The organism is Mesorhizobium sp. GbtcB19 (genome assembly GCF_019091085.1).
Lineage (GTDB): Bacteria > Pseudomonadota > Alphaproteobacteria > Rhizobiales > Rhizobiaceae > Mesorhizobium.
In genome coordinates this window covers 1-304 of record NZ_JAGXJY010000170.1, presented here as the reverse complement: position 1 = coordinate 304, position 304 = coordinate 1, and the positions used below count along the sequence as shown (strand labels likewise).

Here is a 304-nt window from a genome sequence, read left to right as displayed (position 1 = left end):
CTCGCGCAAGACCAAGCTCGGCGGGTTCTACCAGGGCTGGCTGGGTTATGCTTGGGGGGTCACCGGCTTTGACGTCATCGTGCGAGCCACGCCCGGCTATGGCATGCCGGCCTATGATGCCAACGACATTTTTCTCCTCGTCGGCCAGGCGATGGTCGCCTGCGTTGCCGGCATGGTTTCGCCCTCGTGCTCGACCGGCGGAACGCATGCGACGGAGAACGAAAGCTAACGCCGCATCGCTTTCAACAGTTCCACCAATCAATGGACGATGACCGACAGGGACGGCACGGTCTCGACCTTCCGC

At 62.5% G+C, this 304-nt stretch carries 1 protein-coding gene; it reads left to right on the top strand.

Going from position 1 to position 304, the window contains the following annotated elements; genetic code table 11:
• A partial coding sequence (locus KVT37_RS32080) for a hypothetical protein (RefSeq protein WP_217579008.1) occupies nt 1-229 on the top strand: 229 nt, incomplete at its 5' end.
• Nucleotides 230-304 lie beyond the last annotated feature (75 nt).